The sequence below is a fragment of the Rhodococcus sp. IEGM1428 genome, assembly GCF_050321865.1.
Classification (GTDB): domain Bacteria; phylum Actinomycetota; class Actinomycetes; order Mycobacteriales; family Mycobacteriaceae; genus Rhodococcoides.
Genome location: NZ_JBNQFW010000004.1, coordinates 496070 through 521216, shown reverse-complemented (window position 1 = coordinate 521216; position 25147 = coordinate 496070). Strand labels below are relative to the sequence as shown.

Here is a 25147-nt window from a genome sequence, read left to right as displayed (position 1 = left end):
AAAGTACGAGTGCCGGTCGATCGATCACAGACTTCCCTTGGTGGACAGAATTCCGGTCACCCGAGGGTCGTACTCGGTGGCCTGGCGCAGTGCTCGCGCGACCGCTTTGAACTCTGCTTCGGTGATGTGGTGCTGGTCGCGTCCGTAGATCACTCGGACGTGCAACGCAATCCGAGCATTCGAGGCCAGCGTCTCGAACACGTGCTTGTTGATCACGGTCGAATACGGAACACCGGGGTAGCCGCCGATCACGGAATGCACCATGTAGTCGGGCTCGCCGGTGTGCACGCAGTACGGACGACCGGACACGTCGACGGCCGCATGCACGAGCGTTTCGTCCATCGGAATGAACGAGTCGCCGAATCGGGTGATGCCGGCCTTGTCGCCGAGGGCCTGCCCGAGGGCTTGACCGAGCACGATGGCGGTGTCCTCGACGGTGTGATGTGCCTCGATCTCGATGTCGCCCTTCGCCCGAACCGTCAGGTCGAAACGAGCATGGGTGCCCAGCGCGGTGAGCATGTGATCGTAGAAGGGAACGCCGGTGGAGATATCGACGATGCCGGTGCCGTCGAGGTTCAGCTCGACCGAGATGTCGGATTCCTTGGTGGTGCGCTCGATCTTGGCGATGCGGGGAGCGGGTGTGGTCACTTCTGTGCCTCTGCTCTTTCGGTCGATGCGAGTGCTGCGCTGACGGTGAGGAACCGGTCGTTCTCGTGCGCCAGTCCGATGGTGACGCGTAGATATTCTTCGATTCCGACGTCCCGGATGAGGACGCCTTCGTCCAGGTACCGCGTCCAGGTTGCGGCCGCATCGGAGAACCGGCCGAAGAGCAGGAAGTTGGCGTCGGACGGGACCACGTCGTATCCCTGGGCGGCGAGTGCACGTGCAACCCGATCGCGCTCGGCCGAGAGCTCGGCCACGCTGCCGAGGGTGTCCGAGGCATGCCGCAGCGCCGCGCGAGCGGCGGCCTGGGTGACGACCGAGAGGTGATAGGGCAAGCGCACCAACAACATTGCGTCGACGACGGCCGGGGCCGCAACGAGGTATCCCAGCCGACCACCGGCGAACGCGAACGCTTTGCTCATGGTTCGGCTGACCACGATCTTGCTGGGGTAGCTCTCGATCAGTCCGATTGCGCTTGTCGCGGAGGAGAATTCGGCGTAGGCCTCGTCGACCACCACGATTCCCGGTGCGGCGTCGAGGATCCGCCGCAGATCCTGCTCGTCGATGCTGTGCCCCGTCGGATTGTTGGGGCTGGTGACGAACACGACGTCGGGCTTACGCTCCTCGATCGCGTGCACCGCATAGTCGACGTCGAGCGAGAAGTCTGCCCGACGCTTCGCCGGAATCCATTCGGTCTGAGTTCCCGATGAGATGATCGGGTGCATCGAGTACGACGGCACGAAACCCAGCGCGGTCCGGTCCGGTCCGCCGAACGCCTGCAGAAGCTGCTGCAGAATTTCGTTGGATCCATTGGCCGCCCACACGTTGGCGGTGGCGACTGCGAAGCCGGTCTGGTCGGTGAGGTAGCGCGCGAGGTCGGCACGCAACTCGTCGGCATCGCGGTCCGGGTAGCGGTGCAGTTGCGCAGCCGCGATCCGCACCGATTCGGCGACGTCGTCGATCAAGGCCTGCGTCGGCGGATGCGGATTCTCGTTGGTGTTCAACTGAACCGGAACGGTGAGCTGCGGCGCGCCGTACGGCGACTTGCCGATCAGCGCCTCGCGCAGAGGTAGATCTTCCAGCGAAACCGACTGTCCCAGAGCATCACTCATGACGCATCACCGGTGCGCAACCCTTCGAACCGCAGCCGCACCGCTTCGCCGTGGGCCGGCAGATCCTCCGCATTGGCCAATGCAATGACATGCGCAGCAACATCTTTGAGCGCGGCTTCGCTGTAGTCCACCACATGGATGCCCCGCAGGAACGTCTGCACGCTCAGGCCGGACGAGTGCCGAGCGCACCCGGCCGTCGGGAGCACGTGATTGGACCCGGCGCAGTAGTCACCGAGGCTCACCGGCGACCAGGCTCCGACGAACACTGCACCGGCGCTGCGCACCCGAGCCGCGACGTCGGACGCATCCTTGGTCTGGATCTCGAGGTGTTCGGCGGCATACGCATTGACCACCGCCAACCCCTGCGTGACGTCGTCGACCAGCACGATGCCGGACTGGCTGCCGTTCAGTGCCGTGGTGACGCGTTCCGCGTGCCGGGTGAACGCGATCTGCGCATTGACAGCCTCGTCCACGGCCTCGGCGAGCTCCATACTGTCGGTCACCAGCACACTGGCGGCCATGACGTCGTGTTCGGCCTGGCTGATCAAGTCTGCTGCCACATGTATCGGGTCAGCGGTGCCGTCGGCGAGAATCGCGATCTCGGTGGGGCCTGCCTCGGAGTCGATTCCGATGAGCGAGCGGCACAGCCGTTTGGCGGCGGTGACGTAGATGTTGCCGGGACCGGTGATCAGATCGACCGGTGCCAGTTCGCCCCCATCTGTATCCACACCGCCGTAGGTGAGCAGCGCAACGCCCTGGCCGCCGCCGACAGCCCAGACCTCGTCGACGCCGAGGAGCTGCGCGGCCGCGAGGATGGTCGGGTGGGGCAGGCCACCGAAGTTCTTCTGCGGCGGTGACGCCACCACCAGCGAACCGACACCTGCGATCTGGGCCGGAACGACATTCATCACGACCGACGACGGGTACACGGCGTTGCCACCGGGCACGTAGAGCCCTACGCGATCGACCGGAATCCAGCGCTCGGTCACGGTGCCGCCGGGTACCACCTGAGTGGTGTGGTCGGTTCGGCGCTGATCAGAGTGCACCAGACGGGTTCGTTCGATGGCAACCTCGAGCGCGGCCCGGACGGCCGGATCCAGCTCGTCGAGTGCACGAACCAATTCCTGCTGAGGAACTCGAATGCGGTCCGGTCGGACTCCGTCGAACTTCTCGCTGAACTCGAGGGCCGCGTCGGTACCGCGCTCCTTGACCGCGTCGACGACGGGGCGAACCTGATGTAGCACCGAATCGACATCCACTCCGCCTCGGGGAAGTGCGCCGCGTAGTTCGGCGGTGGATGGAGTTCGTCCGCGTAGATCGACGCGGGCGAGCTCGATGCGGGCAGGCATAGTGGGCCCCTTCGTGAAGTCGGTTCGGTGCCGGGGTTCGGTCGAATCAGTGTTGTCCGAACTCCCAGGATAGTTCCACCGAATTCGGCTCAGCCCCGCACGTCCCACAGATGGTGAATCGGATCGTGGATGTAGTACGCGGCGAGTGATTCGACGGAGAAGTTCGACCCGTCGCTGCGTCGACCCGTCCGGTGGCGCTTCTCCGGCGGCACGGCGGCGAAATCGTCGGCGAGGGCCCGGGCAGCATCGCCGAGCTCCGCCGCCACCGCCGCAGGGTTCTGATCGTTGTAGTTCTCGGACACCGCGGTGGCGTCCTGATCCCAGTTCGCGAACTCAGGATCGTCCTCGGTGAGCACCAGCTCCAGGCGGGTACGAAAAATCCGATGCGCGTCACGGACATGAGCGGCGTATTCGAGCGCAGACCACGTCGCGTCGTCGGGGCGCAGCGCTACGTCGTCGCGCCGAAGAACTGCATCCCAACGCTCGACGTCGGCGCGGATCAGGTCCGGGATGTCGTCGTAATCGACGGCACTCGAGTCGAACCCGCAATCCGGGCACGCTCGCTCCAGTACCCAGGTCCAGTTCTTGGTGTCGGGATCGATCGGCATGCCGGTCAGAATAGATTCAGGTCAGGCGTAGCGGGCAGCCAGGTTGTGCAACGTGCTCTTGATGCCCTGCGCGTTCTTCTGCGGCATCTTGAACAGCTCGAGCATCTTCGGGACCTTGGCGGTGCCGTACTTGAAGCTTTCGGTCACCGTGGTCAGACCTGGCTGCGTCTCCTCGAATTCCCAGCGCCAGCTGTGACCCATCGGGTGCTGCCACTCGACGACCTTGTGCCGATCGGCGTCGACGAATTCGGTGACGGTGCTGGTGATCTTGTACGGCACGCCGTACTGCTTCATGCCGACGGAGAACTTCGCGCCGGTGCTGAGGCGATCGGGACCGCGGACGGTGTCCTTGACCGTGCCCGATCCGTCGAGCTCGCCGTGCCGAGTGGGATCGGCGACGATGTCGAACAATTCGGTCGCCGACGCCCGCACCTCGGTCTGACGGGTGACTTGCTGCGGACCTGTGTCGATAGTTCTGATGTCTGCCATTCCCACGGCCTACCCCACAGCGCCTCGTTCGACACACCGGTCGAGACGAAAGCGAATTGACGGGCATAGTTCAATGAACACATGTCCTGGTCAGTGTGGCTCGCGTTTCTCGGCGCGAGCATCGTCATCAGTCTGTCCCCCGGAGCCGGTGCCATCGCATCGATGTCCACCGGGCTTCGCTACGGCCTGCGCCGCGGGTACTGGAACATCTTCGGTCTGCAGATCGGCTTGCTTTTGCAGATCGGCATCGTCGCCGTCGGACTGGGTGCAGTCCTCGCCAGCTCGGCGCTGGCGTTCACCGCGATCAAGTGGTTCGGTGTTGCTTACCTGGTCTACCTGGGTGTTCGTCAGTGGCGTGCAGCTCCCACCGACGTCGCCGACGTCCCCGCGGTGGCCGATCGCGGAACGACGATGCTGGCACGAGGATTCCTGGTCAACGCCAGTAACCCGAAGGCCGTCGTGTTCATGGTCGCCGTCCTTCCCCAGTTCCTCGATCCGGCGCGGCCCCTGCTCGCTCAGTACCTGGTCATCGCGGCCACGATGGTCGCGGTCGACATGCTGGTGATGACCGGATACACCTCGCTGGCATCTCGGGTGCTGCGGCTGATGCGCTCACAGCGCCAACAGAAGACGATGAATCGCACGTTCGCCGGGATGTTCTTCGCTGCCGCAACGTTTCTCGCGACTGTCCGTCGGGTGACACCGTGAGGAAGTACCGCGTGATCATGAAGAACGCGCTCGGCGGAGACCCGATCCCGTTGGGACTGTTCGACACTCTCCTCGAAGCCAACACGTGGATTCAGGATGTCGGTAAGCGTGACGAGCACGAACTCGGCACTTACACAGTGGAAGTGGAAGCAGCGGAGTGAGCCGGTGGTGTCCCTGTTCGAGCGGTGACGCGTTCGACACGTGTTGCGAGCCGTATCTGCGTGGCGATGCGAGCGCGCCGACAGCCGAGAAGCTGATGCGATCTCGATTCACTGCGTTCGCCGTCGGCGATGCGGATTACCTACGCGCGTCGTGGCATCCCGCTACGGTTCCGCACGAGTTGGATCTCGATTCCGATCAGCGGTGGTACCGACTCGACATCGTCGGGGTCGACGCGGGCGGTCTGTTCGACGACGAGGGAACAGTCGAGTTCCGAGCGCATTACAAGCACCCCGAGGGTGCGGGCACGATGAGCGAGGTAAGTCGATTCGTCCGCGTGGGCGGCCGCTGGCTCTACCTCGACGGAGTGGTCTCGCGCTAGAGGTTGCGCAGCTTGGTCGGCCGGTTCCCTGCAGTACGACGCGCTTCCTGCTTCTCCTTGATTCGTTCGGCATCCTTGCGAACCTGGATCTGCGTGCGGCGCTCACGAACGAGCCACTGCGGCGGGCTGGCGACGAGCTCGTCGATGGCGTCACTGGTCAATGCTTCGGTGACTCCGCCGCGGGCAAGGCCTGCGATGGACACGCCGAGCTTCTTCGCGATGACGTCGCGCGGGAACGGTCCGTTGGTCTGCAGTTCGGTCAGCCACTGCGGCGGATCGTTGCGCAACGCGTCGAGGTCGGACCTGCTGACCATCGAGTTCCGAAACTCTTCGGGCGCTGCGGGAAGGTAGATGCCGAGCTTGTTCGCCGCGGTCAATGGCTTCATGGTCTGCTGTTTGTTCTCCGGGCTCACCCGACCAGCTTATCCGGCATTCCGCGGTCTCGACGCCACCGTTCCGCGCGGTGCGCGCCGTCCCGCTCGCGATTCGCGTCATCCAATAGGCTCGACTCCGTGAACATCGACGTGCAGACACTGCGCTGGTACGCCGCAGTGGCGCAACAACTGCATTTCGCCCGCGCTGCTCAGTCGCTCGGAATATCGCGAATCCGCCTGAGCAAGACCATCGTGGAACTCGAGGAGCAACTCGGCGTCGACCTGTTCGTGCCGGGCGTCTCCCCCACCGAACTCACCGAGGACGGCCGCGCTCTGCTCGAGCGGGCTCTGGTGGAGATTGCCGAGGACGATCGGCGCTCGGAGCTCGCGCAGGCCGCCGCTACCCAGCCGACGACGTTCACCATCGGCTACGCCGAAGGTGTGACGCTGACGAAGTGGACGCGAATCTGGGCGGATCGGTTCCCGGACGTCACGCTGTCCGTAACGGCTACGACGCCGGAGACTCAGGTGTCGGCCCTGCACGACGGAACGGTCGATGTGAGCTTCGTACGACCGCCGTTGGATCGGGAGGGCCTCAATGCGATCGGCCTGTATCAGGAAGTCCAGGTTGTGGTGGTCCCGAAAGACCATGCCGTCGCAGCATTCGATTCTGTCACCGCGAGCGATCTCGCCGACGAGCATCTGCTGGCCGATCCCGCGACGGTGCCCGAATGGGCAGCTGTGGCAACGGAACTCGAAGCCGGCAACCGCCCTGCCCTGCCCCCGATGAATTCCACTGCCGAGACGTTCGAGTACGTGGCGGCCGGGCTGGGGGTGGCGATCGTGCCGCACTCGGTGGCCCGATTCAACGCTCGCAAAGATCTGGTCTACCGCCCGGTGACCGACATCGAGCACTCCCAGATTGCATTGGCGTGGGTCGCCGAACACGAGGACGACCGCATCGAGGAGTTCATCGGCATCGTTCGAGGACGGTCGACCCGTAGCTCACGAGGTTCGGCAGACGATGCGCCGGTCAAGAAGAAGAAGGCGCACCCCTCCAAGCCGGCCCGTCCGGTTGCGAAGACGAAAACGAACGCCCGCCGCAGCGGCAAGCGTCGCTGAGTCGGTCTCCCCACGTCGCTTCCGGTCCACGGGAACGTGTGTTCGAATACTTGTCGGTGGGTCGCGATAGATTCTGTTCATGCTTTCGGGGGACGGCGGACCAGGGGTGGACGGCATCGAAACGGTGCCGCCCGCCCCTGAGGTGTCCGATCCCGAACTGTCGGTACTGATCGATCGTGTCGAGTCCGCGGCCGCCGAATTGGCCGAACAGGGGTCGGTGTCGTGGACGAATGCCGACCGGCGTGCGGTGATCCAACGCATGGAAACACTCACCCGATCGGTGACGGCGTACTCGTACACCTGGCTCAACGAACTGATCACCCAACACGGCCTCGATGTCTATCCGGGGTCGGTGCCGTGCTCGGTGGCATGGATGCTGCGGATCACCCCACGCGCAGCCGGTGCACGAGTACGTCTGGCCGCGGAGTTGGGCGATCGCACCGCGTTGTCGGGTGAAGTCCTCCCTCCGTTGCTCCCGCATACCGCGGAAGCGTTGCGGGCGGGGTTGCTCGATGCCAAGCATGTGCAGATGATCCGCGAATTCTTCAAGCACTTGCCGGTCAGCGTCGACCCGCAGACCCGCGATCTTGCAGAACAGCAGTTGGTGGGGTACGCCTCGACCCGGCGACCCGACGATTTCGCGCCGTTGGTGGCGCACCTGGACTCGATCCTCAACCCCGACGGTGATTACGACGAGGACGAGGACGAGGACGGTAAGCCCAAGCCACGCAAACGACGCGATGCATTCTTCTATCTCGGTGAGCAGGGTGCCGACGGTATGTCGGAAGGCAACTTCTGCGTCGATTCCGAACTACGCGCCTACCTCGAGGCCCTGTTCTCCAAAGCCGCGAAACCGGGCGTGAACAATCCGGCCGACCCGACATCGGTCGTCCACGACGATGAAGATTGCGAGAACGGCAGCGCCGCCGAGGGCAGCGAGAGCGGCAGTGCCGCAGCACCGAAGCCCGAGCCGACCACCCACGAAGCAGACTCCAGCGATGCAGGCCTGTGGGATGAGACGAACAGCGACAGTGACGACGATTGCGGCATTGGTGTCGACTGTCGTTGTGGAACAACGCACGACGGCACAGCGGCACCCAAGGACGCAACGGCACCCAAGGACGCTGCGACACCCAAGGACGCTGCTGACCCGGACGGCATAACCGATACCGAGGGCGCACCCGACACCGCTACGCGGGATGCTGCCGCCGCGCGTGATCGACGTACCCAGAACGAACGCCGTCACGACGCCCTGAAAATGGCACTCCGGCACACCCTCGCCTCCGGCACCCTCGGCACCCACCGCGGCCTACCCGTCACCGCCATCGTCACCATGACCCTCAAAGACCTGAACGCCGGCTGCGGTTACGCCATGACCGCCACCGGATCCCGCGTGTCCATCCGCGACGCCATCCGCATGGCCTCCCACGCCCACCACTACCTCACCATCTTCGACGACCACGGACGAGCCCTCTACCTCGGCCGTTCCAAACGCATCGCCTCCGCCGACCAACGCATCGTGCTCATCGCCCGCGACCGCGGCTGCAGCTTCCCCTCCTGCACCCGCCCCGCGACCTGGTGCCAAGCCCACCACCTCGACGACTGGACCGACGGCGGCTACACCGACATCGACTCCCTGACCTTCGGCTGCGACATGCACCACGCCCTCGTCGGCACCGGACCAGGAAAATGGGCAACCACCAAAACCACAGCAGCACATCGATATCCGGGCCGCACCCTCTGGCACCCACCCACAGGAATGGACCCCAAGCGCCGCGGGCTGATCAACCACGCACACCACCCCGAAGAAGTGCTCTACCCACCCGACCACCACGACGACACAGGCGACGAGGAACCACGACAACCCGCATGACGACCTACACCAGAATCACGGCACAGCTCTGCCTGGGCAGGCCCCAAAGCGCCTCAGCGAACAGGGTGACGCTTTCGATTTCGAATCAGAACTGCGATTCCGAGTCCTACCGAAATCAACAGAAGAGGTGCGGCAATGGCGAGGGACGCGTCGATAGCAAGAAACAGAATGAGTAGCAACGCTGCTGCAGGGAAGTACACAGCCGCGAAACGTGGGGTCCACAGGACGGAGTCCATGCCACACCTCCTTGCGCGTACGAGCCTCTTGTCGTTACCTAAGGTAACCGAATAGGCTCGCGCGCACTAGAGACCCAGGCCCCGCAGTCGGTCGATCTCACGACGATCGCGCTTGGTCGGTCTGCCGGCTCCTCGATCACGACGCGGTACGGAGGCCAGAACTTCCTTCGGAGGCGGCGGCGGACTGTGATCGATCAGGCACTCGGGGACGACAGCTGCACCGACACGCTTGGTGATCGCCCGCACGACCACGACGATCTTCTCCACGCCGTCGACCCGCAGCCGAACCTCGTCGTTCGGGCCGATTCGCAGACCAGGCTTGGCTGGGGTTCCGTTGACGCGGACGTGCCCACCACGGCAGGCAGCGGCTGCAGCGGACCGCGTCTTGAACAACCGCACCGCCCAGATCCAGCTGTCGAGGCGGGCACTCTGTACTTCCATCTTCGAACGAATTCCTCACATCGCGGGCCTGACTACATGTCCAGACCGAGATCGAGCACTGTCACCGAGTGTGTCAGACCGCCCACGGCAAGAAAGTCGACCCCCGTCCGCGCGTAATCCCGTGCCACGTCGACCGTCAACCCACCCGAGGATTCCAGCTTGGTCTCGGGAGCGAACTTGTCACGACGCTGAACCGCCATCTGTGTCTGCCACAGCGCAAAGTTGTCCAGCAGAACGAGTTCGACGTTCTCGGCAAGCACCTGGTCGAGTTGTTCGAGGCTGTCGACCTCCACTTCACAGGCGATGTTCGGCGCAGCGGCCCGCACCGCGTTCAACGCAGCGACGACCGAACCGGCAGCCGCAACGTGATTGTCCTTGATGAGCGCAGCATCGCCCAACCCCATTCGATGATTGACGCCACCGCCGGCGCGCACCGCGTACTTCTGCAAAGAACGCATGCCCGGCAACGTCTTTCGGCTGTCCCGAATCTTGCACTCGGTGTCGGCAACCTCGGCGACCCAGCCGGCTGTCGCGGTGGCGATTCCCGAGAGATGGCACACGATGTTGAGCATCGTGCGCTCGGCCGTGAGCAACCCTCGAGTCGGGGCCTCGACCGTCAGAACGGCCTGTCCTGGTTCCACATTCGCCCCGTCCTCGACGCGATGCACGATGGAATACCCCTCGGGACCGATCACCTCGTCGAGGACCAGAAGGCCGACGTCGAGGCCGGCGATCGTGCCGAACTGGCGTGACACGACCGAGGCCGTCGCCACCGCGTCCTCGGAAACCGTTGCCGTGGTAGTGATGTCGGGCCCGTACCGCAAGTCCTCGTCCAGCGCCGTCCGGATCAGTGCGAGCACCTCGGCTCGGTCGACACCCGGGTTCACCTCGGTCGAGATTTCGGACATGTCAGCTTGCTCCCGTCATCACGTCGTCGTTCACGATCCCCAGCCGTCCCTCGGGATCTCGTTCGATGTGCAGGCTTCGGCGTTGCGATGGCGCACTCTCGGGGAAATCGCGTCGGGTGTGGCACCCTCTACTTTCGCGGCGGTGGTTCGCGGCCAGGACGATGACCTCCGCCGCGGCTGTCAGCGCAGCATCCTCGACAGCACGGGCGTCGACCGGCGGTTCCGATACGACACCCTGAGCCAGGACGCGTTGTGCCGCAGCGAGTCCCACTGCATCGCGAACCACACCGACCTCGGCAGTCATCGTGCGCTGCAGCACGCCCCGGTCGATGCGGCGATAGATGGGTAACGCGAGGTCCGTCACCTCGACCCTCCTGCCGACCCGTTCGGCAGCCACAATTGCCGCACGTTCACCCACGACAAGACCTTCGAGCAGACTGTTCGACGCCAACCTGTTTGCGCCGTGCAAGCCCGTGCGTGCCACTTCACCCGCGGCGAGCAGGCCCGGAACCGAGGTGCGTCCAGCCGTGTCCGTCACCACTCCTCCGCACGAATAGTGCGCTGCGGGTGCCACCGGAATCAGGTTGGCCGCCGGATCGATGCCGGCCTCGAGGCACGAGGCGGTCACGGTCGGGAATCGCTCGTGGAAGTGCTCCACGCGGCGGGCGTCCAGCAGCACGAGGTCGTCGCCGCTGTCGTGCAGCAGTTCGGCAATGGCCCGGGACACCACGTCGCGCGGGGCAAGATCACCGAGCGGGTGCACTCCGGCCATGAACGCGCGGCCTGCGACATCGACGAGGTGGGCACCCTCGCCGCGTACCGCCTCGCTGATCAACGGACGGCGTCCCGTCGTCCCGGCAGCGAACAGCACCGTGGGATGGAACTGCACGAATTCGAGATCGGCCACGCGGGCACCTGCATCGAGGGCGAGCGCGATGCCGTCTGCCGTCGCGCCGGCCGGATTGGTGCTGCACGAGTACAGCTGTCCCAGTCCGCCGGTGGCCAGGAGAACCGTCGGGCAATGAACGATTCCGAGGCCGTCGGGCCCGCGGACGAGCAGACCGACAACCTCGCCCTCGGTGGTCAGCACCCGCAACGCGGTCGTGTCGAACTGCACCGTCGGCACTGCACCGTCCAGCGTGCGCTGCACCTCCGCACCGGTGGCGTCGCCGCCGGCATGGATGATGCGGCGCACACTGTGGCCGCCTTCCCTGGTGCGTGCGACGGAGCCGTCGGCAGCACGATCGAATTCTGCTCCCGCAGCTTCGAGCGAAGCGATCGCCGCACGCCCGCCGGCAACGATGGAGCGCACGGCGTCCTCGTCGCACAGTCCGGCACCGGCAGCACACGTATCGGCCACGTGCGATTCGATCGAATCGCCGAATTCTGCTCCGACGACCGCGATCCCGCCCTGGGCATACTGTGTCGCGGTGTCGGTGGAGCTGCCCTTGCTCACGGTCAGCACCCTGAGGCCGCGGGCGGCAGCGGTACGAGCCGCAGTGAGCCCGGCGATACCGCCGCCTACGACGACCAGATCAGCTCCCGTTTCCCACCCGACGGACGGATTCACTCTCCGCCGCCGGGGGTACCGATTTCGATCATCCGCTGCACCGACTTGCTGGCGATGTTCGCAGTTTCGAGGTCGACATGTACCTCGTCTCGCCCTTCGACGAGGCAACGAAGCAGCGCGGCAGGGGTGATCATCTTCATGTAGCCGCACGATGCACGGTCGTTGACAGCGAGGAAGTCGACGTCGGGTGCGGCCATGCGCAGTTGGTGCAGCATGCCGATCTCGGTGGCGACCAGAACCTGCTTCGACGCGGTAGTGCGGGCCGCGTCGAGCATGCCGCCGGTGGAGAGGATCTTGACCTTCTCGGCCGGAACGAACCCTTCGCCGGCGAGGTAGAGAGCCGACGTGGCGCAACCGCATTCGGGGTGCACGTACAGCTCGGCATCGGGATGGGTGCGAGACTTCTCGGCCAACTCGTCGCCGTTGATACCGGCGTGCACGTGGCATTCTCCGGCCCAGATGTGCAGGTTCTCGCGTCCTGTCACGCGCTTGACGTGTGCGCCGAGGAACTGATCGGGCAGGAACAGGATGTCGCGGCTGGGGTCGATGGACTGCACGACCTCCACAGCGTTGGACGATGTGCAGCAGATATCGGTCAGTGCTTTGATCTCGGCGGTGGTGTTGACGTACGAGACGACGACAGCGTCGGGAAAATCTGCCTTCCATTCGCGGAGCTGGTCTGCGGTGATGGAATCGGCCAGCGAGCAGCCGGCGCGCTGGTCCGGGATCAGGATCGTTTTCTGCGGGCTCAGGATCTTGGCGGTCTCGGCCATGAAATGAACTCCGCAGAACACGATGGTGTCCTCGGAGACCTCGGCCGCCATACGCGAGAGCGCAAGGGAGTCGCCGACATGGTCCGCGACGTCCTGAATCGCGGGCAGCTGGTAGTTGTGCGCGAGCAGCGTCGCGCCGCGCAGATCGGCGAGCCGTCGTACTTCGGCCGCCCATTCCGGAGTTGCTTCCACTCCCCCGTAGCCACCTGCTCCGTCGACGATGTCGCGAACTCCGGCGAATGCCGAGTCCAGGATGTTCACCCGGGTAGCGCTGCTGGTCATGACGGTTCTCCTTCACCGATCATCCGGTCGTCGGTGACCGAATTTCCTCCGAGGGAGTTTTCGACCTATGATCGAAAACATGATTCATCGTAGCACCGTCCACGAAGTACTCATCGCGGTGTTCCAAGTTCGAGCCTTTTCCGACCCGGATAGCCCTGAACTGGCAGTGCTGCTGTGGCAGCGCGCTCTCGACCCCGAGGTCGGCACCTGGTCGCTTCCCGGTGGGACCCTGCGCGACGACGAGAATCTCGCCGCGTCCGCGCGCCGTCAGCTCGCCGAGAAGGTCGATGTGCGCTCGGTTGCGCACCTCGAACAGCTGTCCATCTTCAGCGAACCCGACCGCGTACCGGGAGATCGCCGAATCGCGTCGACGTTCCTCGGCCTGGTGCCGATATCGGCCGAGCCGACACTCCCCTCGGACACCGCATGGCACCCGGTTTCCGCGCTGCCCGACATGTCGTTCGACCACGGAACCGTCGTCGCTCACGCCCGACACCGCTTGGTAGCGAAGCTGTCGTACACCAATATCGGCTTCGCACTGGCTCCGGTCGACTTCGCGATCTCGTCGCTGCGCGAAATCTACGGTGCGGCACTGGGGTACCAGGTGGATGCCACCAACCTGCAGCGGGTGCTGAGTCGTCGGGGCGTCATCGAACCCACCGGCCGTCGAGCGCCGTCCGGCAAAGCCGGCGGCAGGCCGCCGGCTCTGTTTCGCTTTGCCGACAACAGCATTCGGGTCACCGACGAGTTCGCTGCGTTGCGTCCTCCGCAGGCGTGAACCCTGCCGACGTGTCAGTCGGCCCGATTCGAATCGAACGACGGCGGCGGGAACGGCTCGGCGTCCTCGGGTTCGGGATCGGTATGTCGCAGATTGTCGTTGGGGTTCATTGCTGCCAACAGCAGGACGACCAACGACGCCGTCAGCGCCTGGACGATCAGCACCAGTGGAGTCTCGATGCTCGGTGCCACCGTGACGATCGAGCCCACTGCAGGGTCGGTGGCCTCCGGAAATCGCAGGGCGGCAATAGCATTGCCGACCACGATCGCAGCGATCGAACCGGCGAGCGCACCCACGAAAATTGCCACGAAGAGGCGTGGACCCCGCTCCGACTTCCACAGCCACCAACCGACCGGGAGTACGAGACCGAGCGCGAACGAGACGAGGGAGAAGATCGCGATGGCGTCGAATCGGTGCAGACTTTCACCGGTCAGAGCCGCCCCGCGGTCCTGCGCCACCACGAGCAACTGCTGCGCAGGCGCCAACAGGCCCCACAGCATGCCGCCCAGTGCGGACAGCGCCACCGATATCGCTACCACCACCGCCAGAACCCGGCGGGTGCTGCGTCGCGGCGGACTTTCGAGCATTTCCGACATGGACACCTAGCGCCTGCCCGTCGCTGCCGAGTCGATCAGGCCGTGCCGCGAGCACACCGAGGACCACCCGTCGGGGACTATCTGCACCACCATGCGGCGACCGCATTCTGCGCAGAACCGAGGCGGCTCCAACCCGAGCCGGACGGCGACCGACAACGAATCCGCACCCACCTCGGCTCCGGCGTCGACAGGCCGACCGGTGTACGGGTCGTAGCGGGTCTCACTCGTCATTCGACCCACCCTAATACGCCCATCAGATAGTCGAGTCGAGCGCTTTGATCGGCATCTGCAGCTCGCCGAGAAGATCGAGATCCTGCTCGGCCGGACGACCGAGCGTCGTCAGGTAGTTGCCGACGATGACGGCATTGATGCCGCCGAGAATTCCCTGCTTGGCACCCAGATCACCGAGAGTGATCTCGCGCCCGCCCGCGAATCGCAGAATCGTCCGCGGCAGCGCGAGACGGAACGCGGCGACGGCGCGCAGAGCGTCGGATGCCGGCAGCACGTCGAGGTCTCCGAACGGGGTTCCCGGTCTCGGATTGAGGAAGTTCAAGGGCACTTCGTCGGGCTCGAGTGCGGTGAGATCGGCCGCGAACTCGGCTCGCTGCTCGAGTGTCTCCCCCATCCCGAGGATGCCGCCGCAGCACACCTCCATGCCTGCCTCCCGCACCATCCGAAGCGTGTTCCACCGTTCCTCCCAGGTATGCGTGGTCACGACATTCGGAAAGTACGAGCGAGAGGTCTCCAGGTTGTGGTTGTAGCGGTGCACACCCATCGCTGCGAGCTGATCGACCTGATCCTGCTCGAGCATGCCCAGCGAACACGCGATGTCGATGTCCACCTCGCCTCGAATGGCTTCGATTCCCGCAGCGACTTGGGCGAGCAGCCTGGCGTCGGGTCCGCGGACCGCCGCGACGATGCAGAATTCTGTCGCCCCTGTCTTCGCGGTCTGCTTGGCCGCCTCGACCAGAGACGGGATGTCGAGCCAGGCAGCGCGCACCGGAGATGCGAAAAGTCCCGATTGCGAACAGAAGTGGCAGTCCTCGGGGCATCCACCGGTCTTGAGGCTGACGATTCCCTCGACCTCGACCTCGGGGCCGCACCACTTCATCCGTACCTCGTGCGCGAGCAGCATCGCCTCCTCGAGACGGTCGTCGCCGAGCTGGAGGACCTCGAGAACCTGAGATCGTTCGAGTGCAATGCCGTCGTCGAGCACCTGTGTACGCGCCGTGCGCAAAATGTCCATTCCGGTCCCCTCGTAGTCGAACGGTGACACATTGAACACCGTTCAAGTTGAACGGCGTTCACGTTAGGCACCGCGCTCGGCTACTGTCAAAGCGACGAGGCGTCGATCGACTTGGGGGAAGCAGTGCAACTCAACAGGCAAGACGTCCTGGACGGCGCGATCGTCATTCTCGACGAGTACGGCCTTGCCGACCTGACCATGCGACGGCTTGCGACGTCCCTGCACGTGCAGCCCGGTGCGCTGTACTGGCACTTCCCCAACAAACAGACCCTGCTCGGCGCGATCGCCGACCATCTGCTGTCCAGCGCCGATGCACCACCGGCCGAGGGCGCGTGGGATACGCAGATCGAGCAGATAGCGCATCGGCTGCGCGACGCGCTTCTCTCCCGTCGAGACGGGGCCGAACTCGTCGCCGCGACCTACGCGTCGAGGATGACCACCAATCGCATTCGCGAACGCATTGCCGCCGTCTGCATTCGCGCGGGACTTCCGCGACGCGACGCGGAACTGACCGCCGACACCCTGCTGTACTACGTTCTCGGCCAGACAGTGGACGAACAATCGCGTCTACAGATGGACTCCGCAGGAGCCCTCACCCCCGAAGCATCCCCGATCTTCGAGAGTCCGGACCCGACCAGCAGATTCGATTTCGGATTGCGGCTCTTCGTCGACGGAGTCCGCCACTCGACAACCGATCGGATCCGGCGCTAGAGCTCCGGCCGATCAGGACTCCGCGAAGACGATCCGTTCGCTTCCGTTGTCCAGGGTCATGGTGCCGTCGTTCCGAGACCACCGCGGCGTGGACGTCAAGAATGCCGAGAGCCACGCGTCCTGATCCATCAATGCCTGTGGGCAGCCCATACGGGTAGAACCGAGAGAGTCGGTGGTGATCCTGCCCTGCGAGGTGTCGACCGTGCCGAACAATCTGTTGCACCCGGCCTCCGCCGAGATTCGGTCGTCGGCGAATTCGAGCCTGATCGTGGTTCCGTCCACCGGCGCATAGGAGTCGGAAGCGTCGATCGACGTGTAGATCTTGTCGGCCGGGAATTCGCCGTACGAGTCGGCACACCCGGAGGCCACCGCGCTCACGCCCAACGCCAGAGCGACCAACGCGCGCTGCGCGTCAGCCACCGAAGATCGGCCCCAGGCCGGCCGCACCGGCATTTCCGCGGGACGCGAACGGGTTGTCGTGCACCATGTACGTCCAGGTCGACGTCGGTCGACGCAAACCGGCATCGTCGAGATCGATTCCGTCGGAAGTGATGTCGGCCGACTCGAAGGTGGCGTGCGAGAGATCCATCGCCTTCGACGACACCGTCTTGAACGCTTCGACCGCAATGCGGTGATACTCGTCCAGCGGATTCTCGCGGCCCAATGCCCGAAGGTGGATGCTCTCACGCACGTCTGCGAGGTGCGCGAGGTAATCGGACCACGATCGATCTAGGTGGTACAGAACTATCTGGCGAGCGACCTCGATCAGCGTCTCCTCCGAGACTGTGTCGCGAAGCTCCTTCGAGCGCTTCGGCGAGTGCGCCTCGAGCAGGGTCAACGCCTCGTCCGAGTTGAGCAACGTCGCCCGACTGCGATCCAGAATCTCACGATGCTGAGCCGTCAACTGGTTGTAACGCCAAGTACGAGAATGTATTTCGAGCATCTGACCCTCGGCGATGCGTTGTGCGTGATCGACACGATCGGCCGCTGCCGGCGAGGTGAACATTCCGCTGTCGTCGATACCCTTCGGAGCATCCTTGTCGCCGATGTTGTTCTTGACGACGTCGTCCTCCCAGCTGCCGAAGAACAGCGAACGACCCGGATCTCCTTGTCGACCTGCGCGTCCCCGGAGCTGGTTGTCGAGTCGCTCGGTCGTGTGGCGACCGGTCCCGAGAACGAACAGTCCGCCGAGCTCGGCAATACGTTCGCGATCGGCACCGTCGGGACCACCGAGCTTGATATCGGTTCCGCGACCGGCGATCTGAGTCGACACCGTCACCGCGCCGTGCACTCCGGCCGCGGCGACGACCGCTGCCTCCTCAGCATCGTTCTTCGCGTTGAGCACCACCACGTCCACGCCCGAGGCCGTGAGAGTCGCCGCCAACGCCTCGGACTCGGCGACATCATGGGTTCCGATGAGAATCGGCTGCCCGGTCTCGTGAATCTCCTTCACCTGCACAGCAATTGCAGCGTTCTTGTGCTCGATCGTGTTGTACACACGGTCGTTTTCGTCGACGCGCACCGTCGGCACGTTGGGCTCGATGACCGAGACCCCGAGGCTGTAGAACGTCCGAAGCTGCTCCCCCGCCGCCATGGCCGTTCCGGTCATGCCGCACACCGTGGCGTACCGATTGATCAATGCCTGCACGGTGATCGTGTCGAGAATCTCGCCGGTCTCGGTGGGAGCAAGCCCCTCCTTGATCTCGACCGCCGCCTGCAGCCCGTCCGGCCAGCGCTGAAGTTCGGCGACGCGTCCACGCGAGGCGTTGATCAGCTGAACCCGTCCGTCACGAACGATGTAATCGACGTCGCGCTGCACCAGCACCTGGGCGTGCAGGGCCACGTTGACCGCCACCAGGGTCGATCCGACATGCTGTTCCGAGTACAGATCGATTCCGCCGAGCTCCTTCTCGATCCGCAGGGCACCCTCGTCGGTGAGGAAAACGTTCCGCCCTTCGGCATCGGTGTCGTAGTGAACACCCTTGTCCAACAATCGGACTGCGTCCATCACGGTCGAGGTCGAGACGTCACCCGATACCGAACCGGCCAACACCAGCGGGACGAGCGCCTCGTCGACCAGCACGGAGTCGGCCTCGTCGATCAGTGCGACGTCCGGGACGGGCGAGACCAGATCCTGTCGGTCGTTCACCAGATGATCACGCAGGACGTCGAAGCCGACCTCGTTGACCGAGGCGTACGTGATGTCGCAGGCATAGGCGGTGCGACGCTCCTGCGCGCTCGACGCCTCACCGATGGAACCGACCGTGATACCCAGAACCTCGAACAACGGCTTCATCCACTGTGCATCGCGTTGCGCAAGGAAGTCGTTGACCGAGATGACGTGCACCGCGCGCCCGGACAAGACGTACCCAACGGCAGCGATGGCGCCGGCCAACGTCTTGCCCTCACCGGTCGCCATCTCCACCACGTCGCCGGCGAGAAGTCGCACGGCACCGTGGAGCTGGACATCGAAGGGCCGCATGGACAGTGTTCGCTCACTCGCCTCTCGCACCAACGCGAGGTACCGCGGAACATCGAGCCGCGCTGTGTTGTCGACGCGAAGTGCGGTCGCCTCTGTCGCCAAGTCGCTGTCGTCCAGAGCGGCCGCCCACTCGGCGTGCTCCTGGGCTCGGTCGACGTGCTGACGGGACGTGCTCTGCGCCTTCTGCGCGGAGCGTCCGAGTACACGCCAGAACCGGTCGGAGCCCAAAGCCATGTGCAATCCCTACCTGAGAAAGAAAGAACGTTCCTTTCCACAGTACCGAGTGTGACGTCGTCCTCGGTTCCACATCATCGATCGACCGTGTACTCGTTCACCACCACCCCGGACTCGAAGGGGGTACTGGCCACGAGGCGACTTCGGATCGGTGAGTACGCACGCTCGGCGAAGAGACGCTTACCCGAGCCGAGGAGGATCGGGTTCACCTTGAGGATCAGCCTGTCGATTTCGCCCGCCACAGCCGACGCCAACATCCCTCCCCCGGCCAGCCAGATCCCACTTCCATTCTCGCTCTTCAGCTTTCGCACGACCGCTACGGGATCTTCACCGGTGAGCGTCACGGCCGCTTCCACGCCCGAGTGATCGCGCGAGAAAACGTACTGCTTCAGGTGGCCGTACGGACCCTCCGGGGGATGGATTCCACCGGCCTTGTACGTGTTCCACCCCATGAGCACGGTGTCGAAACGACTCAGGTCGGGGGTCAGGCCCGTCGCCCGAAGGCCCAGCGTCGGAATGGTGTCGGTGTACTCACGCAGGATCATGTCGATGTGGTCGCCGTGCATCGGGAAGTCGGCGAAGGAGTCGTCGGGGGCAGCGATGTAGCCATCAAGACTGACGGCGACGTAATAGACCAGTTCACGCATGAGCTTCTCCGATCACGACGGGTGTAGTGGTTGTTTTAGACTACGACATCCGTAGTGGTTCCGCTAGTCTGTTTTCATGGCTCGCAACCCACTACGACGCTCCGAACTGGCCGACGCCGGACTTCGCCTGCTCGCCGCGGAAGGAGCGCGCGGACTGACCCACCGCGCGATCGACGAGGAAGCAGCTGTGCCCAAGGGAACGGCATCGAACTATTTCAAGACCCGCACCGAAATCATTGCCGGACTGATCGAGCGGATCGGCGAGAGACTCGCCCCCGACGCCGAGGTCCACGAACCACTCGCTGCGCAACCCCCCAGCCCCGAGCTGTTCGGCGCGTACATCCGCGACATCGTCGCCCGACTCCTCGCGAACAGCGACGTGACACTCGCGCTGTTCGAGCTGCGGCTCGAGGCATCGAGACGGCCGGAGATCAAGGAGATGCTCGGCAGCTGGCAGCACTCGAATTTCTCCGCCGACGTCGAATTCAACCTCGCCGCAGGATTACCCGGGGGTCGTAAGGAAGTCGCACTCTTCCACTACGCGATCGACGGACTTCTGCTCGACCGCCTGACCTACCCGATCGATCCGAACACCTCGACGGACGAGGTTGTCGACGCCCTGGTTGCGGGTCTTCTCCACCCCTGATCGCTTACCGAAACCAGTCCAGGATCGGCGACTCGGGCGCACACGACCACCGCCCCTAGGCGTCGAGGGGCGTTGTCACCGCGATTCGACGAGTACCGTCCTCGGCCGTCACCACCTGATAGGCATTGCGCTCGGTTCCCACCGGCAGGCCGTCGGAGTCGAGGTTCTCCAGAAGCAGATGACCGACCCACACCCCCGGCACCTCGATCTCGGTGACGATGTCGCGTGCTCGTACGCCCTGTACTCCGCGCGATCGATAGTAGGCCTGCCCCTGCTCGAAGAACTCTCGTGTTTGCTGAGGCGCGGTGATAGCTGCGCAGCCTCGCGCCGTCACAGCCAGCGCAGGGTAGTTGTAGATCTCTGCCAGATTGTCGAGATCACCCGAGGTCAGATACCCCGTGTAGCGAGCGAAGAAGCGGTCGATCGTTTCCGTTTCGGAGGTCATACCGAGAACGGTACGACTCATTCCCGTCAGGTCGGTGTCGGGAATCGGGAAGAATTCGAACAGTGCCCAAGGAGACCTCGCCCCACTCGCTCGACAGCGCCCTCACCCTGCGTCGCGTCGTGCGCCAGCAACGGATCGTCGAGTGGCTGAGTTCGGCAGCGATGCCGCTGACCTCACCCGAACTTGCGCAGCGATTGCGAGTGAGCGTGCGCACGGTCGAGCGCGATCTCGCCCGATTGCGTGAATCCGGCGTACCCATCGATGCGGCCTCGGGTGTGCACGGCGGATCACGGCTGGCGAGTGTGCCCGGTCCACGTCCTGTGCGTCTGACCGTCCCGGAGATAGCAGCCCTCATCGCTAGTCTCGCCGCCCTGGGACCCACCGAAACCGACAGTGCCGCATCGGCAATGAGCGCACTCATCGATGCCCTGACCATCCACTGACCGCAAAACCTGGACAAACAGACGACTCCGCATTATCGTCTTCCACTAATCAACTAGTGAAAGGGTCCTGGTGATCGCTTACCGTATCGATCGTCAGTCCGGCATCCCTACATATGTCCAACTGATACTGCAGACCAAACAGGCCCTGCGCCTCGGATCACTCACTGTCGGCGACAAGCTCCCGACGGCGAAAGACGTGGTCACGGCGCTCGCCATCAACCCGAACACCGTGCTCAAGGCCTACCGCGAACTCGAGCGAGAAGGCCTGGTCGAACCACGGACCGGATCGGGAACCTTCGTCGTCGCCTCCCTGGCGAAACCCGGTATGGCCGAACGATCGGCCCTTGAGAACGAACTGAGCCGCTGGATTCGCCATTGCCTGGCAGCAGGACTGGACAGACCGGACCTCGAGGCCATCGTCACCGCTGCCCTCGACACCCACTTCGACCGACCGGAAAGAGACGGATCATGACCGACGCAGTTCTCACCATGGACGAGGTGGTCAAGTCGTTCCGCCGAAAGACCGTCCTCGACCACTGCTCGTTTGCCATCGAAAGAGGAAGCGTCACAGCGTTGGTCGGCTCCAACGGCGCAGGCAAGTCGACTCTGATGTCGTTGGCGGTCGGACTGCTCACACCGGACTCCGGGAACATTCGAGTACTGGGCGAAGCCGTGGGCCAACGCGGCATCGCGCCCGGCCTCTCCTACCTCGCTCAGCACAAACCTCTCTATCCACACTTCACTGTCGCCGATACGCTCCGCTTCGGCCGAAACACCAACGTGCACTGGGACGATGCGTATGCGGCAGAACTCGTGGACGCAGCGGGGATAGCCGTCTCGGCACGCGTCAAGTCACTCTCTCCCGGCCACCGCACCCGGGTCGCGCTGGCCTTGGCTCTGGGTCGCCGACCGGAGGTACTGCTGCTCGACGAGCCTCTTGCAGATCTGGATCCGGTTGCCCGCCGTGCTGTGGCCCGGACATTGATGCGCGACGCGGCCGAGAACGGCACGAGCATCGTGCTGTCGTCGCACGTGTTGTCGGAACTGGTCGACGTCGCCGACCGACTACTCCTGTTGCGCAACGGCCGCATTCGACTCGACGGTGAACTGGATACCATCACCGCCGAGCACTACCTGCTCGTCGGTAGCACCGAGGCCGAACCCACTGTTGACAACGGAACCATCATCTCCGACGTATCCGGTTCCAATGCAGCAGTATTCGTCGTCCACGGCACTCGACCGGAGACAGCGCGACCGGGCTGGACCCTCGAGGACGCCACCGTGGACGACGTCGTACTCGCACACCTCGGTGCGGAGGTAGCGGCATGATCTGGGTGACATGGAGACAATTCCGCGCGACAATTCTGTTCGGGGTCCTGACGCCACTGTTGTTGGCGGCCATCACGATTGCGATCACGCTGATCGACGGTGGCGTTTTTCCCACTGCTGCTCTCCGTGGATGCTTCTCGTTCGATGACACGGGGTGCAGGGCCGAGACCGCGCAGGCTCTGGCGATTCTGCTGACCGTTGTCCTACCGGTGGCACTGGGAGCCTTCGTCGGCGTGACCGTGTTCTCTCGCGACCTCGAACGCCGAACTCACGTTCTCGGTTTGACCCAGTCGGTCAGCCGACGGCGGTGGTACACGACGCGTGTCGCCGTGGTGTTCGTGCCCACTGTGCTCGCCATGACGCTGCTCGGATGCGCTTTGTACTGGGCCAAGTACCAGACCGTGCCCGATGAGTTCGCCGTCTCGTTCGGCGGATACGATTCGGCCCTCGAGTTTCCGGTTTTCGGTGCAACGGGATTCGTCGCAGGTGGGTACACCGCCGTCGGATTGATGCTCGGCGCGGCCCTTGCATTGGCTCTACGAAACACAGTGGCAGCGATGGTAGGGACCGTCATCGCGACCTCGCTACTGATCGCGTTGTTCCCCACGCAGATTCGGGAGCACTACGCGGCGGCGTCCGTCGACGAGCTGACCCTGGAGCAGAAAAGTAACGAGATGTACGGCGGCGGTACCCCGGACTTCTTTCTGCCACTCGACTCGAGTGACCTTTTCTATGCGCGTTGGGTTTTTTCGTCCGACTATGTCGATTCGAGTGGACAACCCGTGGCGATCGACTGGCAACAATGCGCCCAACTCGAGAACCGTCGAGACATGAGCGAATTCGAGACGGTCGCCGAGTACGAGGAATACTCGAACCTGCTACTCGAACGGATCAAGGGCCTACAACTCGACTGCATCAGTGGTCAGGGTGCCGAAGCCTTCGAGACGAAGTACCACGAGGATCGATTGTTCTGGCGGTTCCAGGCGATCGAGACAGCTCTGACGCTGCTGATCGCCGGTCTACTCGGAGGACTGTCGCTGCTACTCGTCAAGAGACTGCGGCCCTGAGGCCGAGCGGTCGGTGCAACGGCCACGGCGACAGCGTGTTTCGGCGTTCACAGTCGCGCAACGAGGGCCGGTAATCCCACCGCCGCAGTGGTGCGCCACCGGTGATCGGCCATGTCCGAGACCTCGGTCTCGACCGGGTTGATCTCCACTACCGTGGCCCCGGCGCTACGAGCGATCGCAGGCAGTCCCGCGAACGGGTACACGACTCCCGACGTGCCGACAACGAGAACGAGGTCGGCACGTCGGACGGCGTCCTCGGCCGCGTCCCACGCGGCCTCGGGCAGCGATTCGCCGAACCACACCGCGCCCGGCCGAATCAGCCCGCCGCACAACGGACATTCCGGCGGCGGAACCCGCTGGTCCTCCTCGGCCGGTGCGTCGGCGGCACCGGCGTCGAGTGCTGCTCGCGTCCCACAGTCGCTGCAATACGGCTCGAACAGAGACCCGTGCACATGTGACAACACCGTGGCTCCGGCTCTCTCGTGGAGGTCGTCGACATTCTGGGTAGCGATGTCGACGTGCGCTCGGTGCTGCCATTGCGCGAGTGCCACGTGACCGGCGTTGGGCTCGGAGCGTCGGACCAGTTCCGCTCGCCATCGGTACCAGCCCCACACCAGATCACTGTCGGCCGTCCAGCCCTCGGGACTGGCGAGATCCTTGGGGTCGAAGTCCTTCCACAACCCGGTCTGGGCGTCCCGGAATGTTGCGATCCCCGACTCGGCGGACATGCCTGCGCCCGTGAGTACGGCGATGCGCGATGCTCGGCGCGCGGAGTCCACGATGGATTCCGGAACGGTAACGGGATGCAGATTCTCGGAAGCGGTCACACAGTCATTGTGCCGAGCGGTGTTACCCGTCGCGCTACCGTGGTCGCATGAGCATCGATACCGCCTCGCGAACCCGACGACGGTGGCCGCTGTGGGTGGCAGCCTGCACGGCCGTCGTCGTGGTTGCGGTCGTTGGTGTTCTGTGGCTGGCCCCGAGCCGATACCTCCCGTGGGACACCGAGGCATTTCCCGAGGTGAACACCGGTGAGCTGACCGCCGATCAGGCCCGGGTGGTGGAACTGTTGCGCACCGAGCACGAGCAGCAGCGCCCGGGAACGTTCTATGCCGAGGGTGTGGACGAAGCCTGGTGTGCCGACTTCGTCAGTTGGATCATGAAGGAAGCGGATATGCCGCTGTCGAACCCCAATTCCGGTTCGTGGCGCATACCCGGCGTCTACACCCTGCAGGAGTACTACCAGGAGCAGGGCCGATTCGAGGCTGTCGGTAGCTACACGCCGGCGGTGGGCGACGTGGTGCTCTACGACAACACCAGTTGGATCGGCCAACACACGAACGTGATCGTGGCGGTCGACGGCGACGAGGCCGTCACCGTCGGTGGGAACGAGGCCGGCAAGATCCGAGTTCACACTTTGCACTACGGATCCGACTCCGGCGTGGTCGGATTCGGCCGACTGGCGAGCTGACGC

32 protein-coding genes are annotated in these 25147 nt (G+C 64.3%); 13 read left to right on the top strand and 19 right to left on the bottom strand.

Annotated elements, in window-relative coordinates; all coding sequences use genetic code 11:
- Nucleotides 1–24: 24 nt before the first annotated feature.
- From hisB to ACQR3T_RS20675, 5 genes are all read right to left on the bottom strand, one after another.
- Complete coding sequence (gene hisB / locus ACQR3T_RS20695; RefSeq protein WP_032379000.1) at nt 25–648, bottom strand: imidazoleglycerol-phosphate dehydratase HisB; 624 nt, start codon at nt 646–648, stop codon at nt 25–27.
- Nucleotides 645–1775, bottom strand: a complete 1131-nt coding sequence (locus ACQR3T_RS20690; protein WP_428694681.1) for a histidinol-phosphate transaminase — start codon at nt 1773–1775, stop codon at nt 645–647. Before ACQR3T_RS20690 ends, hisB begins: the two co-directional genes overlap by 4 nt.
- Nucleotides 1772–3124 carry a histidinol dehydrogenase gene (gene hisD, locus ACQR3T_RS20685; RefSeq protein ID WP_428694680.1) on the bottom strand — a complete coding sequence of 451 codons (1353 nt, stop codon included), beginning with the start codon at nt 3122–3124 and terminating at the stop codon, nt 1772–1774. Before hisD ends, ACQR3T_RS20690 begins: the two co-directional genes overlap by 4 nt.
- An 89-nt stretch (nt 3125–3213) precedes the next feature.
- Complete coding sequence (locus ACQR3T_RS20680) at nt 3214–3732, bottom strand: DinB family protein (RefSeq protein ID WP_037177552.1); 519 nt, start codon at nt 3730–3732, stop codon at nt 3214–3216.
- 21 nt (nt 3733–3753) lie between these two features.
- Nucleotides 3754–4221 carry an SRPBCC family protein gene (locus ACQR3T_RS20675; protein ID WP_428694679.1) on the bottom strand — a complete coding sequence of 156 codons (468 nt, stop codon included), beginning with the start codon at nt 4219–4221 and terminating at the stop codon, nt 3754–3756.
- An 81-nt stretch (nt 4222–4302) separates the two neighbouring features.
- Between ACQR3T_RS20675 and rhtB the strand changes: the two genes are divergently transcribed.
- From rhtB to ACQR3T_RS20660, 3 genes are read left to right on the top strand one after another with little or no spacing between them, the layout of a single operon-like run.
- Complete coding sequence (gene rhtB / locus ACQR3T_RS20670; protein WP_428694678.1) at nt 4303–4929, top strand: homoserine/homoserine lactone efflux protein; 627 nt, start codon at nt 4303–4305, stop codon at nt 4927–4929.
- Between the two features lie 11 nt (nt 4930–4940).
- Nucleotides 4941–5090 (top strand): hypothetical protein, encoded by a 150-nt coding sequence (locus ACQR3T_RS20665; protein WP_155289322.1) that lies wholly within the window; start codon nt 4941–4943, stop codon nt 5088–5090.
- Entirely contained in the window at nt 5087–5470 is a 384-nt protein-coding gene (locus tag ACQR3T_RS20660) for a YchJ family protein (RefSeq protein WP_428694677.1), read from the top strand. The genes ACQR3T_RS20665 and ACQR3T_RS20660 overlap by 4 nt, the downstream gene beginning before the upstream one ends.
- On the opposite strand, the gene ACQR3T_RS20655 is transcribed toward ACQR3T_RS20660, so the two are convergent.
- On the bottom strand, nt 5467–5883 hold the full coding sequence (locus ACQR3T_RS20655) for a DUF5997 family protein (RefSeq protein ID WP_428694676.1): 417 nt from the start codon (nt 5881–5883) through the stop codon (nt 5467–5469). The genes ACQR3T_RS20660 and ACQR3T_RS20655 overlap by 4 nt on opposite strands.
- A 99-nt stretch (nt 5884–5982) precedes the next feature.
- Here ACQR3T_RS20655 and ACQR3T_RS20650 point away from each other — a divergent pair, with 99 nt between their 5' ends.
- Entirely contained in the window at nt 5983–6966 is a 984-nt protein-coding gene (locus ACQR3T_RS20650; protein ID WP_037177542.1) for a LysR family transcriptional regulator, read from the top strand.
- A gap of 79 nt (nt 6967–7045) precedes the next feature.
- The gene (locus ACQR3T_RS20645; protein ID WP_428694675.1) at nt 7046–8839 is read left to right on the top strand and encodes a DUF222 domain-containing protein; all 1794 of its coding nucleotides are present in this window, start codon (nt 7046–7048) and stop codon (nt 8837–8839) included.
- A gap of 53 nt (nt 8840–8892) precedes the next feature.
- Here ACQR3T_RS20645 and ACQR3T_RS20640 read toward each other — a convergent pair whose 3' ends face one another.
- The 5 genes from ACQR3T_RS20640 to nadA all read right to left on the bottom strand — a co-directional run bounded on the left by ACQR3T_RS20640 (nt 8893) and on the right by nadA (nt 13049).
- Entirely contained in the window at nt 8893–9075 is a 183-nt protein-coding gene (locus ACQR3T_RS20640) for a hypothetical protein (protein ID WP_428694674.1), read from the bottom strand.
- A 66-nt stretch (nt 9076–9141) separates the two neighbouring features.
- Nucleotides 9142–9516: an RNA-binding S4 domain-containing protein gene (locus ACQR3T_RS20635; protein WP_037150788.1), complete on the bottom strand. Its 375-nt coding sequence runs from the start codon at nt 9514–9516 to the stop codon at nt 9142–9144.
- A gap of 32 nt (nt 9517–9548) precedes the next feature.
- The gene (gene nadC / locus ACQR3T_RS20630; protein ID WP_428694673.1) at nt 9549–10424 is read right to left on the bottom strand and encodes a carboxylating nicotinate-nucleotide diphosphorylase; all 876 of its coding nucleotides are present in this window, start codon (nt 10422–10424) and stop codon (nt 9549–9551) included.
- Between the two features lies 1 nt (nt 10425).
- Nucleotides 10426–11994, bottom strand: coding sequence for an L-aspartate oxidase (locus ACQR3T_RS20625; RefSeq protein ID WP_428694672.1), 1569 nt, complete (start codon nt 11992–11994; stop codon nt 10426–10428).
- Nucleotides 11991–13049 carry a quinolinate synthase NadA gene (gene nadA, locus ACQR3T_RS20620; RefSeq protein WP_052065879.1) on the bottom strand — a complete coding sequence of 353 codons (1059 nt, stop codon included), beginning with the start codon at nt 13047–13049 and terminating at the stop codon, nt 11991–11993. Before nadA ends, ACQR3T_RS20625 begins: the two co-directional genes overlap by 4 nt.
- Before the next feature lie 79 nt (nt 13050–13128).
- Here nadA and ACQR3T_RS20615 point away from each other — a divergent pair, with 79 nt between their 5' ends.
- Nucleotides 13129–13827: an NUDIX hydrolase gene (locus ACQR3T_RS20615; RefSeq protein WP_428694671.1), complete on the top strand. Its 699-nt coding sequence runs from the start codon at nt 13129–13131 to the stop codon at nt 13825–13827.
- 14 nt (nt 13828–13841) lie between these two features.
- Here ACQR3T_RS20615 and ACQR3T_RS20610 read toward each other — a convergent pair whose 3' ends face one another.
- The 3 genes from ACQR3T_RS20610 to bioB are packed head-to-tail and all read right to left on the bottom strand — an operon-like array spanning nt 13842 to nt 15669.
- Nucleotides 13842–14423, bottom strand: coding sequence for a DUF2567 domain-containing protein (locus ACQR3T_RS20610; RefSeq protein ID WP_428694670.1), 582 nt, complete (start codon nt 14421–14423; stop codon nt 13842–13844).
- A gap of 6 nt (nt 14424–14429) precedes the next feature.
- Complete coding sequence (locus ACQR3T_RS20605) at nt 14430–14654, bottom strand: hypothetical protein (protein WP_032379013.1); 225 nt, start codon at nt 14652–14654, stop codon at nt 14430–14432.
- 22 nt (nt 14655–14676) lie between these two features.
- A complete protein-coding gene (gene bioB, locus ACQR3T_RS20600) occupies nt 14677–15669 on the bottom strand; it encodes a biotin synthase BioB (RefSeq protein ID WP_428694728.1) in 993 nt (330 codons plus the stop codon).
- 123 nt (nt 15670–15792) lie between these two features.
- Here bioB and ACQR3T_RS20595 point away from each other — a divergent pair, with 123 nt between their 5' ends.
- Entirely contained in the window at nt 15793–16380 is a 588-nt protein-coding gene (locus ACQR3T_RS20595) for a TetR/AcrR family transcriptional regulator C-terminal domain-containing protein (protein WP_428694669.1), read from the top strand.
- A 12-nt stretch (nt 16381–16392) separates the two neighbouring features.
- On the opposite strand, the gene ACQR3T_RS20590 is transcribed toward ACQR3T_RS20595, so the two are convergent.
- The 3 genes from ACQR3T_RS20590 to ACQR3T_RS20580 all read right to left on the bottom strand — a co-directional run bounded on the left by ACQR3T_RS20590 (nt 16393) and on the right by ACQR3T_RS20580 (nt 19743).
- Complete coding sequence (locus ACQR3T_RS20590; RefSeq protein WP_428694668.1) at nt 16393–16800, bottom strand: META domain-containing protein; 408 nt, start codon at nt 16798–16800, stop codon at nt 16393–16395.
- Nucleotides 16793–19096 carry an accessory Sec system translocase SecA2 gene (gene secA2, locus ACQR3T_RS20585; protein WP_428694667.1) on the bottom strand — a complete coding sequence of 768 codons (2304 nt, stop codon included), beginning with the start codon at nt 19094–19096 and terminating at the stop codon, nt 16793–16795. The genes ACQR3T_RS20590 and secA2 overlap by 8 nt, the downstream gene beginning before the upstream one ends.
- A 74-nt stretch (nt 19097–19170) precedes the next feature.
- The gene (locus ACQR3T_RS20580) at nt 19171–19743 is read right to left on the bottom strand and encodes a dihydrofolate reductase family protein (protein WP_032403972.1); all 573 of its coding nucleotides are present in this window, start codon (nt 19741–19743) and stop codon (nt 19171–19173) included.
- A gap of 76 nt (nt 19744–19819) precedes the next feature.
- On the opposite strand from ACQR3T_RS20580, the gene ACQR3T_RS20575 reads away from it, so the two are divergent.
- The gene (locus tag ACQR3T_RS20575) at nt 19820–20389 is read left to right on the top strand and encodes a TetR/AcrR family transcriptional regulator (RefSeq protein WP_428694666.1); all 570 of its coding nucleotides are present in this window, start codon (nt 19820–19822) and stop codon (nt 20387–20389) included.
- A 55-nt stretch (nt 20390–20444) separates the two neighbouring features.
- Here the strand turns inward: ACQR3T_RS20575 and ACQR3T_RS20570 are convergent, their stop codons facing one another.
- Nucleotides 20445–20834: a hypothetical protein gene (locus tag ACQR3T_RS20570; protein WP_428694665.1), complete on the bottom strand. Its 390-nt coding sequence runs from the start codon at nt 20832–20834 to the stop codon at nt 20445–20447.
- A 62-nt stretch (nt 20835–20896) separates the two neighbouring features.
- Here ACQR3T_RS20570 and ACQR3T_RS20565 point away from each other — a divergent pair, with 62 nt between their 5' ends.
- The 4 genes from ACQR3T_RS20565 to ACQR3T_RS20550 all read left to right on the top strand — a co-directional run bounded on the left by ACQR3T_RS20565 (nt 20897) and on the right by ACQR3T_RS20550 (nt 23673).
- Nucleotides 20897–21277, top strand: a complete 381-nt coding sequence (locus tag ACQR3T_RS20565; protein ID WP_428694664.1) for a helix-turn-helix transcriptional regulator — start codon at nt 20897–20899, stop codon at nt 21275–21277.
- Nucleotides 21278–21347: 70 nt separating this feature from the next.
- Entirely contained in the window at nt 21348–21749 is a 402-nt protein-coding gene (locus ACQR3T_RS20560) for a GntR family transcriptional regulator (protein WP_032379018.1), read from the top strand.
- Nucleotides 21746–22606, top strand: a complete 861-nt coding sequence (locus ACQR3T_RS20555; protein ID WP_428694663.1) for an ABC transporter ATP-binding protein — start codon at nt 21746–21748, stop codon at nt 22604–22606. Before ACQR3T_RS20560 ends, ACQR3T_RS20555 begins: the two co-directional genes overlap by 4 nt.
- On the top strand, nt 22603–23673 hold the full coding sequence (locus ACQR3T_RS20550) for a hypothetical protein (RefSeq protein ID WP_428694662.1): 1071 nt from the start codon (nt 22603–22605) through the stop codon (nt 23671–23673). Before ACQR3T_RS20555 ends, ACQR3T_RS20550 begins: the two co-directional genes overlap by 4 nt.
- 47 nt (nt 23674–23720) lie before the next feature.
- On the opposite strand, the gene ACQR3T_RS20545 is transcribed toward ACQR3T_RS20550, so the two are convergent.
- A complete protein-coding gene (locus tag ACQR3T_RS20545; protein WP_428694661.1) occupies nt 23721–24500 on the bottom strand; it encodes an SIR2 family NAD-dependent protein deacylase in 780 nt (259 codons plus the stop codon).
- A gap of 47 nt (nt 24501–24547) precedes the next feature.
- Between ACQR3T_RS20545 and ACQR3T_RS20540 the strand changes: the two genes are divergently transcribed.
- Nucleotides 24548–25144, top strand: coding sequence for a CHAP domain-containing protein (locus tag ACQR3T_RS20540; protein ID WP_428694660.1), 597 nt, complete (start codon nt 24548–24550; stop codon nt 25142–25144).
- The last annotated feature ends 3 nt before the right edge of the window (nt 25145–25147 follow it).

Coding starts and splice junctions, on each gene's coding strand:
- ACQR3T_RS20635 (WP_037150788.1), bottom strand. CDS start 9,516: ATGGAAGTACAGAGTGCCCGCCTCGACAGCTGGATCTGGGCGGTGCGG.
- ACQR3T_RS20550 (WP_428694662.1), top strand. CDS start 22,603: ATGATCTGGGTGACATGGAGACAATTCCGCGCGACAATTCTGTTCGGG.
- ACQR3T_RS20680 (WP_037177552.1), bottom strand. CDS start 3,732: ATGCCGATCGATCCCGACACCAAGAACTGGACCTGGGTACTGGAGCGA.
- rhtB (WP_428694678.1), top strand. CDS start 4,303: ATGTCCTGGTCAGTGTGGCTCGCGTTTCTCGGCGCGAGCATCGTCATC.
- ACQR3T_RS20690 (WP_428694681.1), bottom strand. CDS start 1,775: ATGAGTGATGCTCTGGGACAGTCGGTTTCGCTGGAAGATCTACCTCTG.
- nadC (WP_428694673.1), bottom strand. CDS start 10,424: ATGTCCGAAATCTCGACCGAGGTGAACCCGGGTGTCGACCGAGCCGAG.
- ACQR3T_RS20605 (WP_032379013.1), bottom strand. CDS start 14,654: ATGACGAGTGAGACCCGCTACGACCCGTACACCGGTCGGCCTGTCGAC.
- ACQR3T_RS20645 (WP_428694675.1), top strand. CDS start 7,046: ATGCTTTCGGGGGACGGCGGACCAGGGGTGGACGGCATCGAAACGGTG.
- ACQR3T_RS20675 (WP_428694679.1), bottom strand. CDS start 4,221: ATGGCAGACATCAGAACTATCGACACAGGTCCGCAGCAAGTCACCCGT.
- ACQR3T_RS20640 (WP_428694674.1), bottom strand. CDS start 9,075: ATGGACTCCGTCCTGTGGACCCCACGTTTCGCGGCTGTGTACTTCCCT.
- ACQR3T_RS20540 (WP_428694660.1), top strand. CDS start 24,548: ATGAGCATCGATACCGCCTCGCGAACCCGACGACGGTGGCCGCTGTGG.
- secA2 (WP_428694667.1), bottom strand. CDS start 19,096: ATGGCTTTGGGCTCCGACCGGTTCTGGCGTGTACTCGGACGCTCCGCG.
- nadA (WP_052065879.1), bottom strand. CDS start 13,049: ATGACCAGCAGCGCTACCCGGGTGAACATCCTGGACTCGGCATTCGCC.
- hisD (WP_428694680.1), bottom strand. CDS start 3,124: ATGCCTGCCCGCATCGAGCTCGCCCGCGTCGATCTACGCGGACGAACT.
- ACQR3T_RS20580 (WP_032403972.1), bottom strand. CDS start 19,743: ATGCGTGAACTGGTCTATTACGTCGCCGTCAGTCTTGATGGCTACATC.
- ACQR3T_RS20615 (WP_428694671.1), top strand. CDS start 13,129: ATGATTCATCGTAGCACCGTCCACGAAGTACTCATCGCGGTGTTCCAA.
- ACQR3T_RS20570 (WP_428694665.1), bottom strand. CDS start 20,834: ATGACCTCCGAAACGGAAACGATCGACCGCTTCTTCGCTCGCTACACG.
- bioB (WP_428694728.1), bottom strand. CDS start 15,669: ATGGACATTTTGCGCACGGCGCGTACACAGGTGCTCGACGACGGCATT.
- ACQR3T_RS20610 (WP_428694670.1), bottom strand. CDS start 14,423: ATGTCGGAAATGCTCGAAAGTCCGCCGCGACGCAGCACCCGCCGGGTT.
- ACQR3T_RS20575 (WP_428694666.1), top strand. CDS start 19,820: ATGGCTCGCAACCCACTACGACGCTCCGAACTGGCCGACGCCGGACTT.
- ACQR3T_RS20555 (WP_428694663.1), top strand. CDS start 21,746: ATGACCGACGCAGTTCTCACCATGGACGAGGTGGTCAAGTCGTTCCGC.